18 protein-coding genes, 1 tRNA gene and 1 other RNA gene are annotated in these 18,118 nt (G+C 53.7%); 4 read left to right on the top strand and 16 right to left on the bottom strand.

The genetic code is table 11. From position 1 onward, the window contains the following. Positions 1 to 120: 120 nt before the first annotated feature. The 4 genes from JSS75_02415 to JSS75_02400 all read right to left on the bottom strand — a co-directional run bounded on the left by JSS75_02415 (position 121) and on the right by JSS75_02400 (position 3,195). The gene (locus tag JSS75_02415) at positions 121 to 1,455 is read right to left on the bottom strand and encodes a serine hydrolase (GenBank protein MBS1902537.1); all 1,335 of its coding nucleotides are present in this window, start codon (positions 1,453 to 1,455) and stop codon (positions 121 to 123) included. A gap of 40 nt (positions 1,456 to 1,495) precedes the next feature. Next, positions 1,496 to 2,161 carry an SdpI family protein gene (locus JSS75_02410; protein ID MBS1902536.1) on the bottom strand — a complete coding sequence of 222 codons (666 nt, stop codon included), beginning with the start codon at positions 2,159 to 2,161 and terminating at the stop codon, positions 1,496 to 1,498. Continuing rightward, positions 2,158 to 2,427 carry a winged helix-turn-helix transcriptional regulator gene (locus JSS75_02405; GenBank protein ID MBS1902535.1) on the bottom strand — a complete coding sequence of 90 codons (270 nt, stop codon included), beginning with the start codon at positions 2,425 to 2,427 and terminating at the stop codon, positions 2,158 to 2,160. Before JSS75_02405 ends, JSS75_02410 begins: the two co-directional genes overlap by 4 nt. A 695-nt stretch (positions 2,428 to 3,122) precedes the next feature. Continuing rightward, positions 3,123 to 3,195 (bottom strand) — tRNA-Pro (locus tag JSS75_02400). A gap of 189 nt (positions 3,196 to 3,384) precedes the next feature. Between JSS75_02400 and JSS75_02395 the strand changes: the two genes are divergently transcribed. Further along, a complete protein-coding gene (locus tag JSS75_02395; GenBank protein MBS1902534.1) occupies positions 3,385 to 4,476 on the top strand; it encodes a hypothetical protein in 1,092 nt (363 codons plus the stop codon). Here the strand turns inward: JSS75_02395 and JSS75_02390 are convergent. The 12 genes from JSS75_02390 to JSS75_02335 form a co-directional block, all read right to left on the bottom strand. After that, the gene (locus JSS75_02390) at positions 4,457 to 4,963 is read right to left on the bottom strand and encodes an OsmC family protein (GenBank protein ID MBS1902533.1); all 507 of its coding nucleotides are present in this window, start codon (positions 4,961 to 4,963) and stop codon (positions 4,457 to 4,459) included. The genes JSS75_02395 and JSS75_02390 overlap by 20 nt on opposite strands. An 8-nt stretch (positions 4,964 to 4,971) precedes the next feature. Continuing rightward, on the bottom strand, positions 4,972 to 6,471 hold the full coding sequence (locus JSS75_02385; protein MBS1902532.1) for an acyl-CoA carboxylase subunit beta: 1,500 nt from the start codon (positions 6,469 to 6,471) through the stop codon (positions 4,972 to 4,974). Positions 6,472 to 6,565: 94 nt separating this feature from the next. Beyond that, positions 6,566 to 7,081, bottom strand: coding sequence for a hypothetical protein (locus tag JSS75_02380; GenBank protein MBS1902531.1), 516 nt, complete (start codon positions 7,079 to 7,081; stop codon positions 6,566 to 6,568). A gap of 27 nt (positions 7,082 to 7,108) precedes the next feature. Beyond that, entirely contained in the window at positions 7,109 to 8,200 is a 1,092-nt protein-coding gene (mnmA, locus tag JSS75_02375; GenBank protein MBS1902530.1) for a tRNA 2-thiouridine(34) synthase MnmA, read from the bottom strand. A 191-nt stretch (positions 8,201 to 8,391) separates the two neighbouring features. Then, positions 8,392 to 9,045, bottom strand: a complete 654-nt coding sequence (gene pyrE / locus JSS75_02370; GenBank protein ID MBS1902529.1) for an orotate phosphoribosyltransferase — start codon at positions 9,043 to 9,045, stop codon at positions 8,392 to 8,394. 57 nt (positions 9,046 to 9,102) lie between these two features. Further along, positions 9,103 to 9,414, bottom strand: a complete 312-nt coding sequence (locus tag JSS75_02365; protein MBS1902528.1) for a tetratricopeptide repeat protein — start codon at positions 9,412 to 9,414, stop codon at positions 9,103 to 9,105. Positions 9,415 to 9,514: 100 nt separating this feature from the next. After that, complete coding sequence (locus JSS75_02360) at positions 9,515 to 10,771, bottom strand: MFS transporter (GenBank protein ID MBS1902527.1); 1,257 nt, start codon at positions 10,769 to 10,771, stop codon at positions 9,515 to 9,517. Between the two features lie 102 nt (positions 10,772 to 10,873). Beyond that, positions 10,874 to 11,256: RNase P RNA component class A (rnpB, locus tag JSS75_02355), an RNA gene on the bottom strand. 87 nt (positions 11,257 to 11,343) lie between these two features. Continuing rightward, positions 11,344 to 12,114, bottom strand: a complete 771-nt coding sequence (locus JSS75_02350) for a hypothetical protein (GenBank protein MBS1902526.1) — start codon at positions 12,112 to 12,114, stop codon at positions 11,344 to 11,346. 8 nt (positions 12,115 to 12,122) lie between these two features. Further along, on the bottom strand, positions 12,123 to 13,274 hold the full coding sequence (locus JSS75_02345) for a Nif3-like dinuclear metal center hexameric protein (GenBank protein MBS1902525.1): 1,152 nt from the start codon (positions 13,272 to 13,274) through the stop codon (positions 12,123 to 12,125). A 29-nt stretch (positions 13,275 to 13,303) separates the two neighbouring features. After that, on the bottom strand, positions 13,304 to 14,326 hold the full coding sequence (locus JSS75_02340; protein ID MBS1902524.1) for a T9SS type A sorting domain-containing protein: 1,023 nt from the start codon (positions 14,324 to 14,326) through the stop codon (positions 13,304 to 13,306). Between the two features lie 57 nt (positions 14,327 to 14,383). Then, positions 14,384 to 14,821, bottom strand: coding sequence for a hypothetical protein (locus JSS75_02335; GenBank protein MBS1902523.1), 438 nt, complete (start codon positions 14,819 to 14,821; stop codon positions 14,384 to 14,386). 103 nt (positions 14,822 to 14,924) lie between these two features. Between JSS75_02335 and JSS75_02330 the strand changes: the two genes are divergently transcribed. From JSS75_02330 to JSS75_02320, 3 genes are read left to right on the top strand one after another with little or no spacing between them, the layout of a single operon-like run. Continuing rightward, positions 14,925 to 15,953, top strand: a complete 1,029-nt coding sequence (locus JSS75_02330; GenBank protein MBS1902522.1) for a Gfo/Idh/MocA family oxidoreductase — start codon at positions 14,925 to 14,927, stop codon at positions 15,951 to 15,953. Between the two features lie 18 nt (positions 15,954 to 15,971). Next, positions 15,972 to 17,537, top strand: coding sequence for a hypothetical protein (locus JSS75_02325; protein MBS1902521.1), 1,566 nt, complete (start codon positions 15,972 to 15,974; stop codon positions 17,535 to 17,537). Continuing rightward, positions 17,518 to 18,117 carry a hypothetical protein gene (locus JSS75_02320; GenBank protein MBS1902520.1) on the top strand — a complete coding sequence of 200 codons (600 nt, stop codon included), beginning with the start codon at positions 17,518 to 17,520 and terminating at the stop codon, positions 18,115 to 18,117. The genes JSS75_02325 and JSS75_02320 overlap by 20 nt, the downstream gene beginning before the upstream one ends. Position 18,118 lies beyond the last annotated feature (1 nt).

Here is an 18,118-nt window from a genome sequence, read left to right as displayed (position 1 = left end):
CTGAAGTAGCGTCGTACGAACGTCCTACTCGCAGCACATCCTGGACGAGTCGAGCATAGAATTGCGGAAGCCAGTTGATGTGGCGCGGTAATGATCGGAGTTGATACACATATCCATTCTCTATTCTTTAGAAAAAATGGTTTCTTGTCCACCTTGTTCTATGACCAGTTCATGTTCTTTCTTGAAGCTAATTTTGATCCCAGCTTCATTGAATCTGAACTCTGTGTTGCTGACCACATCGAGCGGGAACGGCGGCTGACCGGATGCTTGTGCTGTGAGTTTGTTGTTTTTGATCGTAATCTTGATCTTCACCGGTACTCCGTTTGATGAATAGATCCCCTCATACGTTTTGAGAATCTTCGGATCAACCGCAAATTCTTCCAGCGATGGAATTTCGTAGGGCATATTATAACATATCTGTAGTACCCCAATCGCTACAGCATTCAGGTTATAATCCAACCCATTGGTGCAGACGGCGAACGAGAGGCTATCGTCAGGAAAGTAGGAAAGTCCGGATGCAAACTTATCGATGCCGCCATTGTGACCGAAGCCGGTATGCGTCCCAAACGGAATGCGGAAGATACCCCTTCCCAGACCTTCTCTGATCGTTGTCATGCTGTCCAACGAGGCCTTGGAGATCAGATCTCCATTGAAGAGTGCAGTGATGAAATGCGTCAGGTCGTTAGGTGTCGAGACGATAGCACCTGCCCCTCCAGGAATGCTCATGTCTGTTTCCGGCTCCTGAGTCCAGCGTCCGTCATCGAGGCTGTACGAAAACGATTCGTTCTTGGAGGGCTGTGTCTTGTTGCCATAGTATGTATTCTTCAAACCAATTTTATCGGCAATTCTCGTTTTCAAATTATCCGCATAGGATTTCCCGGTGATCGTTTCGAGAATGTATCCTAAGAGAATATAATTCGAATTGCTATACTCTGTTTTCGTGTCAGGTTCGAAGACGGACGGGTGTGCTTTCATCCGATCGAGCATCGCGAGCTGCGTTTGTTTCGCCGTATGCCACTCGCTATATGTAGAGTCTTCTGTAATATTGAAAATGCCACTACGATGAGAGAGCAGGTCACTGATCGTGATCTTATCTGCATTCGGGATACCTGAAAAGTAGGTCGAGAGCTTCGTTTCTAACGACAGCTTGTGCTCTTCGATCAACTGAAAAATCATTGTGGCGGTGAACATTTTCGAGATCGAGCCGATCCGGTACTTTGTCTCCGGCGTGGCGTTCAAGTGTCCTTGAACATCGGAGAAACCGCATGCTCTGGAGTAGAGTATCTGGTCGTGTTTCCTGATCGTCACGCTTCCCATAAACTTATTCTTGCCCGAGAGCTTGTCCAAGAGGCTGTCGATCTTGCTCGTATTGATGGACTGATGCTGACCAAACGAGTGCGACGGCGCGAAGCAGACGCCGAGAACGATAATAAAGAGCACAGTGAGTCGATTCATAACGTACGAGTAGATTAGGTGTGATTGAGTGATGTACAATTTATTCTTTTGTCTGTAGTTGTCTATGATACACATAACTCATTACAGTTGGGATAACAATGATACAGGCTAGATAGCCCACGAACACATAGACAAAATAGGCCGAATCGCCGGCAATGATCCTCACGAGAATGATCGCGAGCGATCCGCCCGTCCAGATCCAGGAAGCAAGTTTGTGGGTTTTATCCCAAACATCGGGGTTATTCAGCGTCCAAGGGGTTCGAATGCCTGCAAAAAAATTCTGCCGGAAACTCCGTAGGAAATTGCCCACGACCAAGAATAATAATGGTATGGCGATGAAGATAAACGAATTGATATTCACTTCGAGGCTCAATGCCGGCGATATCGTCAACACGAATAAGCCGAAGAAAAACGTGGCGAGCGCCAGACGTACCATACGGTATGCACGAGGGAAGAGCTCGTAATTCTGCTTCCGCGGATCGATGCGCGGAAGGTAGTACAGAAGTACTGAAATGCCGGCGTTAATGAAGGGAAGTTCGAACACGCTCATCTTGTCTCCCCATCTATTGACTTCGCCGCGGATGTTCCAGTGCAACGGAATGCGGGCCGGGATCGTATCCCAGAGTACAGCAATCAAAATGAACGGCAGTATCACGATGACGATCAACACCCATTCTTTGCGAAGCTTGCTTTCGGTCGTGGTCATTTCTTGTTTCCTTGCTTTGTGAGGCGAATTAGCCACGCGATCGCTTCCTGCACCACCGTGGTATTGAGTGAATACTGAATGAACTGCCCTTTCCGAACGGCAACGACGAGATCCGCCTGCTGCAAGAGCTGCAGATGGTAACTGATGCTCGGTTTGGATATATCGAACCGCTCGGCAATCTCGCCGGCAGTCATATCGCGGTGACGAAGTAACTCGATAATCTCCCGCCGAGTCGGATCGTCCAATGCTTTGAAGAGGGCATTCATTGTATTTAGATAATTATCTAACTATCTAAAGGCAAAGGAAGTTCTGTTCTCGAAACACAGTGGCTTCGTTTTAGCTTTATTATTACAGTCATTCTGAGCGAAGCGAACTGTGGCAGTTAGTGGACGTGTGGTGATAGTTCAATCTTTCACGGGTGCTTCAGTGTCACCGGAGGTATCTATCGCGACAGTCGCACGGTCATATTTTGTGTGCAGGATCTAATTCTTATGGAGACGGGTAAGGACTAGTCTCAAAGCACTTATTTAAAAATGAAAACCCTCTCCCGGAGGATGAGGGCTTTCATTAGTTTGCCTTATAACAGCCGTTCAGTAAAAACTGAAACGGCACCTAGTGAGCGGTGAGATGAACAATTATATACACTTTTTTTGATTGGGATACTTCCCTGTTGCCTCTAATGAATCAATCCCGCAAAAAATTGACGATTCAAGGCGAATTTGTGCGAAGCAAACAACTAACTGATGTTTTCAACACACGCCGTGGCAACAACTATTCATACGTCTCAATACAAATATATGGAGATTTTCTGAGAATTCCAAATTATTGCCTGAACTATTTTAAAAATTTTTCTCGGAGCCGTTAAGACACTATAAATAAGGATATTGGGAGGATTTTTGCTTCAAAACTCGTGGAAAGGAGTGGAGATTGCTCCCATGATGCGGCTACTGTGAATTTATAGTCGGGGCGACACGATTCGAACGTGCGACCCCCTGCTCCCAAAGCAGGTGCGCTACCAGCTGCGCCACGCCCCGTCGACTATTTTCTGACCTGCGATCCCACTATCTGTCCGAAGTAACGTTCACCGCCCGATTCGCCGCAAGGCTCGGCACTGGATGTCGTAACGTCGTGTTAGAAAACGAGATTGCCGGAGAGTGCGAAAAAACAGCATTCGTCGTGCTATCGTTTCTTTGCCAACCCCAGAACCAGAACCCATCACCACTATGACCACACATATCCGGGCACTCGTTGTGCTTACGTTTGCGCTGTTGATTGCGGGATGTTCAAAATCTTCGACCTCGCCGAACGAGGGTGGCAGCAGTGACGGCGTTACGCTTATCCCAGCGAAAATATCGACTGCCCAGGAGCCGAACGTCGATGCTTCAAGCGTCGAAGATGTCTGGGCTAATGCTTCTGCGCTTACCGTTAGCGCGTCCCCGATGAGCGGCGGTGTAAATTTTGTCGGCGCAAACCGCACGTTTCCGGTCACGATCAAGTCGCTCGTAAGCGATCAGCGCATCTTCTTTCTCGTGCAATACAGTGACCCGAGCGAGGACTACTTACGCACTCCGATCGCCTTCACCGGCGGCAATCCAGCCGACAGTACAAACTGGCAGACTACCCCTGCCTACGACGACGGCGTAAGCTTTTTCTTCGAGATGGTACCGGGTACGAGCGACGGAGGGCTGCAAAGCTTCAAAGCGAACGGGTGCGCCGCATTGTGTCATACGACAAACGGAGGATGGGGGCCCGGAATGTTCGCCGAGGACAGCGGCATGTATGATGTGTGGTATTGGCATAGCGGGAAGTCCAACGGCGACGGCTATGCAGAAGACAACACATCGCAAGGCGACCCGACATTCGGCATCGTCAAAGACGACGCAAATGCTGACGATTATCGAAACAATACGCTCAAATTCGACTCAGGGTATTTCCCGCAGCGTGTGGCGGGCGGAAACAACCAGCAACTCGATATGCTACGCTTTCTCGCCGAAGAAACGGCTGCGAAATTCGATCCTCGCAAGCCGAACCCTGCCACCGGCACAGCCTGGGCATCCGGCGATCGCGTCCCGGCATACACAATCGGAAACCCGACGCCCGGCAACGATTACTTTGACGTGCATTCACGAGGATATTACAGCAACGGACAGTGGACCGTGAAATTTTCGCGTGATCGCGTGCCCCAGCAGTTTCACCAGGATGTTGCGTTTACCTCCGGCAAGAAGTACTTGTTCTCGTTCGCGATCCACGATGCGACGCCGGCAAATAATCACTACGGCGCAGCCAACAAATCGTTTACCCTCGCGATACCGTAATCTCGACCTTCGGTGGTGCAGCGAGCGTTTGGTAGACGATACAGTAACGCTCCGTTAGTTGAACCAGTTTTGCTACTTTGTCGTCCGGGGCATCGGTCGTGAGGTCGTAGATCAATCGAATGTTCGTGATCCCGACCGGCACGCTGCGCTCAACGCCGAGCGTACCGCGGAAATCGGCGTCGCCTTCTGCGCGAATTTCAGCATGGCTAAACGCGATCTCCATCACGGTCGCGACGGAGCTGAGGGTCACAGCCGCGCATGCGACGAGCGATTCGAGAAGCATATCGCCCGAACACAATTCCTTTCCGCTTCCGCCTGCCGCTTCGTGCGGTCCGACTACACGCTCATGCCCTGCTGAATCGAGCCGTGCGGTCAGATTCTCGCCGAGCACTGCTCGTGCGTGGAACGTCCGCATCGCACTGGCGGGGTCTGCCTTGTAACGCTCCTTGATCGGATGTTGTATCGCGCGAAGTTCGCTGGAAATCATGGCCGTTATTATAGTGGGATGTTTCCGTGCTTGCGCCACGGGTTGGTATCGACTTTCGTCGAGAGTGTCTTGAGCGCACGAATAAGTCTCAGCCGCGTTTCGCTCGGCTGGATCACATCGTCGATGTATCCTCGCTCGGCCGCTGCGAACGGCGACGCAAATTTATTGCGATAGTCTTCGATCAGCTCTTCCTCACGTTTGAGCGGGTCGGCAGCATCCGCGATTTCCTTCTTGAAGATAATTTCGACAGCACCTTTCGGTCCCATCACCGCGATCTCTGCGCTCGGCCATGCATAATTCATGTCGCCACGAATGTGCTTGGAGTTCATCACGTCGTACGCTCCCCCGTATGCTTTCCGGGTAATGACCGTCACCTTCGGTACGGTCGCTTCGGCAAACGCATACAGCAGTTTTGCCCCGTGGCGAATAATACCCCGCCACTCCTGATCGGTGCCGGGAAGAAAGCCGGGGACGTCTTCGAACACGACAAGCGGAATATTGAACGCATCGCAGAAGCGAACGAATCGTGCTCCTTTCACGCTCGCATCGATATCGAGTACACCGGCCATCGACATCGGCTGATTCGCGACAATACCGATCGACATTCCATCGAGGCGAGCGAACCCGATCACAATATTCGTTGCATAGTCGCGATGTACTTCGAAGAAGCTCTCGGAATCAACGACATCGTTGATGACGTCCTTGATATCATAGGGCTTGTTGGGATTGTCCGGGATGATGGAGTCGAGCTTGGTGCAACGTCGCGTCGGATCGTCGTTCGTTCCGAGCCTCGGCGTTTTCTCCTTATTGTTCTGCGGCAGATAGGTCACGAGCGTCCGGATTCCGTCGAGACATGCAAGTTCGTTCTCGACGGCAAAGTGTGCGACGCCCGATTTTTGCGCATGCGTATCGGCTCCGCCAAGATCTTCGCTGGTCACATCCTCGTGGGTTACCGTTTTGACAACGTTGGGGCCAGTCACAAACATATAGCTCGTCCCCTCGACCATCCACACAAAGTCGGTGATCGCCGGAGAATACACCGCACCGCCTGCACATGGACCGAGAATTGCAGATATCTGCGGGATAACACCCGATGCCAGCGTATTCAGAAGAAAAATATCGGCGTAGCCACCGAGCGAAACGACGCCTTCCTGAATACGGGCACCGCCGCTATCGTTGAGGCCGACAAGTGGAGCGCCGACTTTCATCGCCATCTCCATCACCTTCACGATCTTCTCAGCGTGAACCTCCGAAAGCGAACCGCCGAAGACGGTGAAATCCTGGGAGAAGACAAAGACGGTGCGTCCGTGAATCTTGCCGCAGCCGGTCACGACGCCGTCGCCGAGCGGACGGTTCTTCTCGAGCCCGAATTCGTGCGAGCGATGCCGCGCGAAAGTATCAAACTCTTCGAATGTCCCTTCGTCGAGCAGAATGGCAATGCGCTCACGGGCGGTGAGTTTGCCTTTCTTGTGCTGGTCCTCGATACGTTTGGCGCCGCCGCCGAGCATGGCCTCGGCGCGGAGTTGCTGGAGCTGTTCGTTGTTGCGTTGTGACACGATAAAAGCTTACGTTTGAGGCAATACCAAACGCAAACTGTGGTCGCTAGTTCACCACTACTTTGAATTCACCATTGGTGATGTACTTCTTGTCGCCGCTGCCGTTGTTGGCGACGAGCGTGCCGCTGAAGGTTCCCTCGACAATCTGTCCGCTTGTACCGCTCGTCACGCTATTGACCGTAATTGACCCCGAACCCAACCCTTGACGCGCATCGTAGTCGATGCACGTGCCGAGCGATTGCTGCACACAGTAGTCGATGACTGCCGCAGGGTCGCTCGCGACATCGACGGTGTACGGCGTCTGTGTTTTCGCTGGAATCAGGAGCGTAATCACCATTGTATCGCTTCCAGACGTGCCGAGGATCGGCGCTTTGAGAATATAATTGCCGTCCTGCAACGCGCCGGTCGCATCCTTCGAATCGAATTGGCCATAATCGGCGATAGTTGCCCGGACTTCGTGGCTTTCGAGCGGCAAGAGCGGTTCGAGCCCATTCGGACAGCCGATGAAGACAAGCGGGGAGACTATGAGCAGGACGAGAAATACTACGGAATACTTACGCATATGGTACGATGGAAATTCAGCTGCACATTATTCGATGATCGCACCGCCGACAACGTCGTCGCCTTCATACAGCACGACGGATTGTCCCGGCGTGATGGCGCGGCGATCTTCGTCAAATTCGACACGGATACGATCGCTGCCGATGGGATATACCGAGGCCATCGCTCCGTCGTCTTTGTATCGGATCTTCGCCATCACTCGCATCCCACCTTCGGGAAGTGCGGCGTACTTAATAAGATTTACCGAATGGGCCGTGAGTTGTTTCGTTAATAGTTCTTCATCGTCTCCGAGCTCGACGATGTTGTTCAGGACGTCTAGCCCCGTTACATAGAGCGGCTCGGGATGTGACGGAATGCTCAGGCCAAGACCTTTGCGCTGGCCGATCGTATAGAACGGAACGCCGTCATGCTCGCCGACAACCTCGCCGTGAAGGACGAACGTCCCGTGCGGAGCCTGTTCCTCGATATTCGGAACGTTGTCTCTAAGGAAGCGGCGATAGTCGTTGTCGCTGACGAAACAGATCTCATAACTCTCGCGCTTGCCGGCAACCGGAAGATTGTTCGCACGCGCGATCTCGCGGATCTCCGTTTTTGTATAGCCGGAAAGCGGAAACAGCGTACGGTGTAAGTGCTCCTCACGCACAGCCCAGAGCGCATAGCTCTGATCTTTCAATATGTCACGCGAGCGAGAGAGTACCATCCGTCCGTGCTCCCCACGAAGATGCACGTAATGCCCGGTCGAGATATACTCGCAGCCGAGTGCATCGGCTTTCTTGAGCATTGCTCCCCACTTGATCTCGCGGTTACACTTCACACAAGGGTTCGGCGTCTTGCCGTCGAGGTACGTGTCTTTGAAATAGTCGATGATCTCATGACCGAATTCGCGGGTGAGATCGGTAACATAATGCGGGATACCAAGCATCATCGCAACGGAACGAGCATCGTTGATCCCGTCGAGCGAACAGCACGAGGTATCGTTCGCCGGATTGCTTCCTGCGACGTCGTCATAACTATAGGTCTTGATCGTCATCCCGATCACCTCATGCCCCAGCTGCTGCAGAAGCAATGCCGCTACGGACGAATCAAGCCCACCGCTCATTCCGAGCAATACACGTGCCATACAGGGTAAAGAACAAGGAGGGTGCTGGGGGCGTTCGGAGAGGGGAGCAGCAACTCTGCCAATACCATTGTCATTGCGAGGAGTCCGTGGAGCGGACGACGAAGCAATCTAAGAACATAGGGACCGTCCTATTGTCAAGGTCTTAGATTGCTTCGTTGCGCTAACGCGCTTCCTCGCAATGACATTGAGTGTTAGGCCTTATTCATGATTTCCGCTTCCACCCGCTTACGGTACTCATGGTATTTCGGTGCAAAGTCGGGCTTCACGGCAATCACGTCTTCAATAGTGCATAGTGGTAGAACGGGCAAGCCGCTTGTCTTCTCGAACTCTTCGAGCGCGCTGAGTCCGGAATTCGAGACCGGCTCCATGCGATCGAATGCGATGACAACCCCCAGTACTTTACAATCCAGCGCGGTGAGCTTTTCGATGGACTCGTACTTGGTCCCACCAGTCGTGATCACATCGTCAACGATGACGACATGATCGCCGGGATTGAGCACCCCGAGGAATGCAGAAGTATCGCCATGCGTTTTGGCTTCTTTGCGGTCGCTGACAGCACGAAGATCCGGCTTCTTGAAATGCTCGGCGAGTGCGATCGTCGTTGCGACCGAGATGGGGATGCCTTTATAGGCCGAGCCGAAGATCACATTCGCATCGAAAAACGTCTCGCCGCCGGCGATCAGATCGGCATAGAGTTTGCCGAGCTCTGCAAGTTGGTGTCCGGAACACAACCGTCCGGTGTTGAAGAAATAGGGCGACTTGCGTCCGCTCTTGAGCGTAAAGTCTCCGAATTGAAGAACATCCTGCTTGATGAAGAACTCGACGGCTTTGTTGCGAAGCGACATTGGATTAGAGAATTGTGAGTGTTATTGTGTAATTCTGTCTGCCGACCGGAGTTGCAATTAGTCTTCGATCATATCGAGTGCCAGTTGGAGCTCGGATGCAGTATGAGTATCGCCTGCGGCGCGAGCGACCTCGATGCCTTGTTTGAAGCATGCAACCGCCTGATCGGTCTGCCCCGCTTCGTGATAACACTCGGCGAGTTGATAGTACGTAGGCAAATACGTCGGATCGTCGGTACGCAATGCATCGAGCTCCGCAATGGCCGACGGATAGTCTTTCATACTGCGATACTCCAAGCCGATCGCATAACGGGTGAAGCTATCGTTCGGATCGGCCTTGAGAAACTCCTGCAATTTTTCGATTCTCGTCATCGCGCTCTCGAAGGGTCGAGGCATGACTCGACCGCGATTTAGGTGGTACGATTCCTTCAGCGAACGCTCGCCGCGAAGACGGGCGACGCATGCGTCGCTCCTACGATTTATCTGACGCCACTAAGTCTTCGTAGCGCAGTTTTCGTAGGATCGGCGTCAGTCGTGCGGTGGTAAACACGGAAACGAGTGTCATACATCCCCCAAAGACGACACTCGGAACGATGCCCATGATTTTCGCTGCGACGCCCGACTCGAAGGCGCCGATCTCGTTGGACGAACCGATAAACATCATATTGACCGCTTCGACACGGCCGCGCATTTCGTTCGGGGTCGATAGCTGCAGGAGCGTCGAGCGGATGATCACGCTGACGGAATCGAATGCGCCGCCGAGCGCGAGCATGGCAAGGGAAAGATAGACGTTCTTCGAAATGCCGAAGACGATGATCGTGAGGCCGAACGCAAGCACGACGGCAAAGAGCTTCTTGCCGATCTCGCCCGAGAGCGGCCGATGTGCCATCCAGAGCGCCACGATCACAGCACCGACGGAAGGTGCTGCTCGCAGGATCCCGAGCCCCTCGGGCCCGATCTTCAGAATATCGCTCGCATAAACCGGCAGCATCGCCACGGCACCACCGAAGAGCACGGCGAAAAGATCGAGCGAAAGTGCCCCGACGATGACTTGATTCTTGAAAACGAAGGCAATTCCGGCTTTGAGGCTTTCGACAATGCCTTCCTGCTTGTTCTCATTCGGAATGCCTCTGCTCGGGATCAGCGCGATCCACACGAGCGAGAAGAACATCAAAACAGTCACCACCGCGAATCCCCCGTTTGCGCCGACGAATCCGTAGAGCAGTCCGCCGATGGCTGGGCCTGCAATGGCGCCGGTTTGCCATGTCGAGCTTCTCCATGCCGAGGCATTCGCATACAGCTCGCTCGGAACAAGCTGCACCCCGAAGGAGATGATGGCCGGGCTAAAAAATCCGGACGCAAAACCCGAAACGAGTAAAACCGTATAGAACGGCATCACGCCCGCCGCTTTGTACACCGACTGAATATTGCTCGAAAGCATCCAGAGGGATACGCCGCAAATCGTAAAGACAACGAGACAGATCAGTGCGATTGTCCGGCGATTCTTGACATCGGATAAGTGCCCGGCATACAACGACACCATGAGTGCGGGTAACGCAGCAACGAGGCCGATAAACCCGAGCGAAAGCGGGTCTTTCGTTAACGCGAAAATCTGCCATCCCAGAATGACCTCTTCCATTTGGAAGGCGATCGTCATGGCGAGTCGTGCGTAGATAAAGAATCGGAAATCGCGGATGCGAAGGACGGCGTATGGGTCGTGGCGGCTCACTCGAAGTGTGAAGTCAATATGGTAAATTGCATAACGATCGTGGACTTACTACGACCAAGCAGACGGCAAGATTCAACGATTCACACTTCGTTCTTCGAAAACTCTTGCTTGCCATCTGTAAGCCGAATTCTGTCTGTCTACCCGAAGATAGGAGACGGTCATTTCTCTGATGCGACCTACCCGCGATCACAGCCTGCGAGCAGCAGGAATCATCCGAAGATGACGGATCGCCTACGTGGTCTTGCTCCGCGTGAGGTTTATCGTGACCGCTTCGGTTACCCGAAGCGCGGTGGGCTCTTACCCCGCCATTTCACCCTTACCCCAAAGGGCGGTATGCTTTCTGTGACACTGCGCTGTCAGGGAAGTGTTTTCTCGCAATTATTCTTCCCTGCCCGTGCTTGGTTACCCTCGCACGGCACGCTGCTCTCGGGAGTTCGGACTTTCCTCATCCATCCGAAGATGAACGCGACCGTCCGATGGCAAGCAAAATCTTTGTCGAATGTAAAATGTAAAATTAGGCTCTCCTACGTGCACTCTTCAATTTTACATTTTACATTCTTTTATATTCTAAATCACTCTTCCCCTTCTTCGTCAACATCGTGGTTAACCGGCTGGGGTTCGCCATCGACAGCGACAGCGACGGGTTCGCCGACTACGATGCGGCCGCAATACTCGCAGACCGTATGCTTGTTGCCGCGATTGAGTTCGAGTACCAACTGGCGCGGAATGGCGTTGAAACAGCCACCGCACACACCACTCTTCACAGGCACCACCGCCAAGCCGTTCTTTGCCGGACGAATACGCTCATAGATTGACAGAAAACCACTGTCAATCTTCTTCGCGGCATCGCTGCGCTTGGCCAGAAGCTGCTTTTCTTCTTCGGCAGTTTCGGCAAGCATCTCGTCGAGGAGGCGCTTGGATTCGTCGAACTCATCCTTGAGAGACGATACATCGGCACGGGCAGCATCGGCATCGCGGCTGGCGTTCTCGAGTTCGACCCCGAGACGACCGATCATTTCCGCGCCTTCGTTCAGCCGGCGTGTCGCATCTTCGATCTGGAAGGTGATCGCATCGTATTCGCGCGTCGTCTTGACGTCGAACTGCTGGCTCTTGTACTTCTCGAGCTTCTCGCGGTATTCGGACGTATCCGACTCGATGGCACGAAGCTGTGCTTCGCGCTCATGGATGAACCGCTCGATATCGGAAAGGATATTCTCGCGTTCGAGCAGGGCCTCGCGCAACTCGTCGACACGAAGTGGTAGCTCGCCTCGGCTGGCGATGAGGTCGTCAAGTTCGCTGTCGATCTTCTGTAGCTGATATAATCCGACTAAATTTTCGCTCACAATTTTATTCAGGCTTGTTCGAGATGATACTGAACCGCATTCGGCACAATGCGAGACTCCACGATGAAGGAGTCGTGTACATCCGGGTGCAAATCTACGAATAACTCAACACTGGCGAGGGCATTCCGCATTCCAGCGACTACCCACCGTTCGGTCTCTGCATGCCCTGCATCGACCAGTAACATACCGTCGTGCTCTGCACGGTAGAAGTCATGATAGCGCACGTCGCCGGTTACAAATACATCCGCATCGGCCGAAAGCGCCGCGCGATAGTAGTCCATTCCTGCCCCGCCCAAGAGGGCGATACGCCTCACCGTAGGCTTTGTTACCGTGCTATAGCGTAGCGAAGGGGTCTTGAATACCCGTGAGACGGTCCGCAGAAACGCATCCGGTTCAAGCGGTTGTGGCAATTCGCCGACACTCCCCATTCCATAAGTCGGGTGGCCGTTCGCGAGCGGATACAGGTCAAATGCAACCTCTTCGTACGGATGCGCTTGGATCATTGCCCGGATCACAGCCGCACTTCTCCATTTTTCCACGATGACCTCGATGCGGGTCTCACTTACGCTCTCACGAACATTCGGGGTGCCGATGACGGGGTTCGAAAGATCGTTTCCGCGAAACGTCCCTACCCCCTCGACAGCGAACGAGCACTCGTCGTAGTTACCGATGTTCCCCGCTCCGGCTGCCCACATCGCCTGACGGACCTTCTCGGCCTCGGTCGTGGGGACGAACACCACGAGCTTCTCGAGCTTCCCTTCCAGCGGCGCAAGTGGCCTGAGAGATTGCAGGCCGAGCGCCTGTGCCATCAGTGTACTCGTACCGAACGAAATATTCGCGTCGAAGGCCGTGTGCAGAACATAGAGCGCGATATTCTCTCGAACCAGTCGGCGCACCAGTTTGCCGGTACGCGACGAATCGGTGATCGCGCTCAGGTTCGGAAAGATAAGCGGATGGTACGCCAGAATACAGTTTGCGTCGACGGCAATGGCTTCGTCGATCACCGCTTCGGTCACTTCGTAGGCAACAAGCAGCTTGCGTAGCTCCGCGTTACGATCGAAGCCAACTTGCAGACCGACGGCATCCTTCTCGTACCCCGCCGTTCGCAGCGGGAATGCACGAGAGAGCGCAGCGACAAGATCTCGCAATAGGATGCCCATACGGAGCAGCGATAGGGTGAAGAGAGTTCTTACTGAAGAACGATCTTCTTCGTCCCAACAAGCACTCCGTCCGCACTCATCGTTACGACATACACGCCCGGACGACGCACCTGCGGGTTGAATACTGCAGTACTGCTTCCTTCTGAATAGGTACCGTTTGCAATGGTGGCCACTTCGCGGCCGAGTTCGTCACTCACCACGATCTTCACTGTGGCTGCTGTTGGAAGGGTGAACGGAACGCTCACGGCAGCAGCCGACGGATTCGGCATCGGTGCACCGAGCGAAACCAAGTTTTCCGTCTGCGGGGTGACCGCAGAGTTGATCGTGACCGTCGAGACACCGAAGCCATCGATCAGATACGATGTGTTGTTCGGGGAAGGTTGTGCGGCGACCTCCTGTACAAATGCGACGATGCTGAGGTTCGACTCGGCATATCCTTTGCCGGTGACGTCGAACGTGTACGTAACATCATGGCTTCCGCCGAGCGTAAATGCATCTCCACCATCTTTGCCGGGGATCATCGCTCGAAAAATATTATCCCATGAGTCCAGTTTGCCGTACGACTTCTGGTTATCATAAATAATTTTCGATTCAAGGAGCATCACGTACGGACGGACTTGGACGCCGCTTCCGCCTTCGATGTGCATGTGTACGGTGATGATTCCGTTCGTATCGGCTGCCTGGGCGTTCACAGTGACCGGCAACGAAGGAGCAACACCGATCACCTGCTTCCAGCTCGATAACGACGTCCCGGCGACAAAGCCGTCGATAGCCGCAAGCGGCGTCGAACTCTGCTGGTACACGTCATAGAATCGATGCGAAACGTCGGTCTGCGAGGCAAGGAAGAACGGATCGACCGGAGACGGGAAATCCGTATGAAGGTACACCGTCGTGATCTTCAGATTCGGGTTCTGTGCCACGAACTGCTCCAGTCCGTCATCGGGCTGGCGGCAGTTGGCACAGTCGATATTGCGATAGACTTCAGCGAGGATCTGTGCGCGCACATTGGCGCTCGCAGACAATAATACGATCAGGAATAGTAGCTTCTTCATGTAATCGAAACGGATTGATTCGAGCGTAAAACACAATTCTCACCGCTTTGTTGCCCGTCATTTGGGCTGCGTGAGGATGCCGGGGGTTCGATCAGAGGGGAGAGAAATCTTCAGGGAGTCCAGTCGGAACTGGTCCGGCAATGCCGGATCGTTCGGCGCTTCGCCAAGGCTATCGACCACGCCTTCGAAATAGAAATGCAGCGTATCGAACAGCGTGTACGTCGGCTTGCGCATGAAGTAGCGAAGCGAATCGTACACCAACGCATGCGAATAGCAATAGACGACGAGCGAATCGTGCATCGATGCAATCGTATCGATGCGAACCGCAACATCCGCACGGATCGGCGAAAAGACGATCACCTTGACCGACGAATCATACCCGAGATGCGACGAATCCACAGCGAGTACTCGCGTGAACGTGCTATAATTTGGGTTATCGCTTTCGCAGCCGATGATGACGACTGCAAGCACCGCCAGTGCTGCCAGAAATCTCATACTCTGAGTAACCGAACCGTCTATTTGAAGAATCCCGCCATGGGGATGCTCGAAACATTCCGTTTCGATCTGCGAAGACCCTAAAGCACGTATTTTTGCACGTATGGAGAAACTCAAACTCGCGCTCGTCGGCTGTGGCAATATCGGACAGATTGTGCATTTGCCTATCCTCAAACGCATGGCAGACGTTGAGCTCTGCGCTATTGTCGATCCCGATGAACGCAAAGCGAAAGCCATTGCCGAACGCTATGGCGTACACTCGACATTCAAGTCGATCGATGCACTGCTCGCAACCGGCCTCGGTTCCGAGATTCAGGCGGTCGATGTTTGTACTCCGACCGACCAGCATTCCGCACCGGCGATCGCCGCACTCCAGAGCGGCAAAGATGTGATCGTCGAAAAACCGATCGCACGTACGGCCAAAGAAGCGAAGGCCATCGCGGATGTTGCCGACGAATATGGCCGCAAGCTCATGGTGGGCATGAACAACCGCTTCCGCCCCGATACGATGATCCTCAAGTCATTCATCGAGTCGAAAGAGCTCGGGAATGTGTATTACATCAAAAGCGGCTGGTTGAAGCAGCAATCGTCGGCAGCGACGTGGCAGCAACAAAAAGAGAAATCGGGCGGTGGCGTATTCATCGATCTCGGCATCGTGATGCTCGATATGGCGCTGTGGCTCTTGAATTACCCGAAGGTTGCGACGGTCAGCGCGACGACATACTATCAGTTTACTAAGAAAGTCGAGGATTCGGCAGCGGTGTTCATTCGTCTGGCCGACGGCGTCACGCTGACGATCGAAACCAGCTGGACCTTCCACCGCGAGGGCGATTTCTTCTACTGCAACGTGTTCGGAAAGGACGGCTCGGCGTTCATCAATCCGCTGCGTGTATTCAAACACGTCGCGGGAAATCTGGTGAACCTGACTCCGGCCAAGACCGAATCGCAGGTTGCGATGTATAAGAAGTCGTACGAAAACGAGCTTCGCCATTTCGTCAATGCATGCCGCGGGCTCGTACCGCTCGTTTCCACAGGCAACGAAGCAACGATGCGCATGCAAGTCGTCGAGGCGATTTATCAATCGGCAGCGAAGAACAAAGAAGTAACCCTTTCTTCGCCCAAGAAGAAATAACTACTTTCAAAACCGAACATGCGACAACGGAACGCGCTCCCGGTTTCCGTTCGACTCCTGCTCATGCTGCCGCTCGTGACGTGCATGTCGTGTCAGGCCAATCATGTCACCCGTACGATCGCAAAGCCCGATAAGTATTTTACGCTCGACTCGCGCTCCCCATATCTGAAAGTACATTACAACGATGGCCGCATCCAGATCCTCGACGACTGGAAAGCATATCCCGCCGACGGCTATCTCTACGGTCATGGCGTCATGCTCGATGCGAACCGGGATGTCATCTCCACAGGCTACGATACGGTACGTCTGGCGTCGGTTGCCCTGCTCGAATCGAACGTCGTCGAGAGCGGGACGATTGTACCGGAAATGACCGTATTTACCGGCCTCTCGCTCGCACTGAGTATTTATTGCCTACTAACCCCCAAAGCATGTTTCGGCTCCTGCCCGACGTTTTACGCATGGGATGGCAGTCGCTATACACTCATGGCCGAAGGATTTTCTTCGAGCGTCCTCCCAACGCTCGAAGCAAACGACATCGATGCACTCTACACGGCTGTCCCCCGCTCGCGAACGTTCGACCTGCGCATGACAAACGAGGCATACGAGACTCATCTAATACGTTCTGCCGATCTGCTCGTGTGTCCTCGGCCACCGGGCGGCGGACGGATCCTGCACATGAGCGACGGGTCGTTGCGCCAAGCATCGTTGCTGATGCCTCCGTCACGATGCACCGCACCCGAAGGCGACGTGCTGAAAACGCTTGTCTCATTCGATACGCTCGAGCGATTAAGCTATACCGATTCCAACGATCTTGAATCCAAAGAAGACATCGATCTTGTGTTCGATGCATCGGGAACGCACCACCTCGGATTAACGCTCGGTTTTCGACAGACGCTGCTCACGACCTATCTCTTTTACCAAGGTCTTGCATATCTCGGCGACTCGGCAGCAGCGATGCTTTCGCGCATGCAGTCGCATCCGGATGCATACAGAGGATATCTCGATCCGTTCGGTACAATCTTCGGAGGCATCGAGGTTCTCGCACAAGATTCGTCCGGCACATGGCATCGCGCCGGTTCGTTCTACGAGACGGGACCAATCGCACACAATGTTCAGACTGTTGCCCTTCCCGATGAGATCGCATTCAACGGCCACGTGCGACTGCGTATGACCAAAGGAATGTGGCGCCTCAACTATGTGGCGCTCGCAGCGCTCGGTCCGGCAGTCACGCCGATACGGATAAAGCCGTCACTCGTACTGAAAGATTCAGTCGCACAACCGGATGAGCTTGCGATTTTGCAGACCGGTTCGGGGCACGTTGTCTCGATGCCGTCAGATGTGCGCATTCTTCGCTACGATCTTCCGGACGCATACGGTGATCTCGATCTGTTCCTCGATGCACGCGGCTATTATATCGAATGGATGCGTCAGGAATGGCTCGCCGAAACCGATCCTGCGAAGGCAGCGATGATGTTTCTCTTTCCGCATGCCTTCCTTCGGATGGAGGCTCCTCGATTCAAGTCGTTGGAATCGTCGCTCGAGAATTCATTTTGGAGCAGCAGATATGTCCGCCGCGATCAATAAAACGATTACGCTCCTGATACTGGCGAGCTCACTGCTACTGGGCAGTTGCGCATCGTATCGCGTCCCTCGCGGCTGGCTGCCGAAGCGCGATCAGGTCGCTGCCGACCCCTACGGAGGGTGGATCTATCTCAGACTTGGCCAAGCCAGTCACGAGGCGATCGTTCAAGGCGAATATATCGGCACAACCGATTCGGCAGCATACGTACTGACCGATTATGGAATGGTCAGAGTGCCGTATGATCGAGTCTTGAGCATCGAGCTCCGAATACACGACGTCGCAACGGGTGAGATGGCTACGTGGGGCGGCTTCGGAACGGTATCGACGTTGACACATGGATGGTGGCTGGTGTTCACCGCGCCGGCCTGGGTTGGGATGTGGATCGGAACATCAAACGCCGAATCCGCAGCGGGACACTTCAGCTATTATCGCGATGCCGATCTGGCCGATCAGAGTGGAAACAGTAGCACCCGGATTTGGCTCCAATCGAAATCGGAATACGCCCGATTTCCACAGGGAATCCCGAAAGGCATTCGGCTCGACAAACTCGAGCCGAAACATTATCTGCATCGAGACGAGTGAG

The organism is Bacteroidota bacterium (assembly GCA_018266755.1).
GTDB lineage: Bacteria > Bacteroidota > Ignavibacteria > Palsa-1295 > Palsa-1295 > JAFDZW01.
This window is presented reverse-complemented; position numbering and strand designations above follow the sequence as displayed.